The 584-nt window shown below is 36.5% G+C and carries 1 protein-coding gene; it reads right to left on the bottom strand.

Features of this window, described 5'->3' with window-relative positions; all coding sequences use genetic code 11:
- A partial coding sequence (locus AC1DJR_RS32790) for a hypothetical protein (RefSeq protein ID WP_477004549.1) occupies window positions 1–584 on the bottom strand: 584 nt, incomplete at both ends.

The raw sequence follows: 584 nt of genomic DNA, 5'->3' as shown, positions 1-584 counted from the left end.
GTAACCAACAAGTGTTAATGCACTTTTCTCAAATCTTTCTGCAATTGCATCTACCGTGTACCCTTTTTCGAATAGATCTAAACTAATCCGTATTTCATCTTCTGTATAAGATGCCTGACTTTCTACAGGTCTCCCAAAACAGCCGAGTTCTTCTAGTCTTTTTTTTATCGCGCTTTCGGTACGCTGCAGTCGTTTAGCGATATCCAAATACGTATAACAATTCGCTTTAACCATACTTCTTAGTAATAATTCATCTTGTTTGGTCCAAGGATCTCTCTCCTTTTTTCTTCTATACACATCCGCATCACGTTTGTCTTTCATCCATTCTGGTTCAGGTCCTAAAATCCCATATTCAACCTTTGAAAAATCAACTACTTGCTTATGCCGTTTTAACCAATCCCAAAAGTCCTTATAGTAAACAACCTTTATTTTTTGAGTTTTTGCAAATAGCTTTAGTCTTACGGGAAATGCGAATCTTTCATACCACGATTCAATTGTTTTATAATTTATATGTAATACATCAGCTAGTTGGAGTACTGTAAGCCCGTTGAAATGTAACCGTGGATCACTTAACCCTATACGAC

This window comes from Bacillus sp. 05T31 (assembly GCF_056396725.1).
Note: the sequence above shows the minus strand (reverse complement) of the source record. Positions and strands in the feature narration are given on the sequence as shown.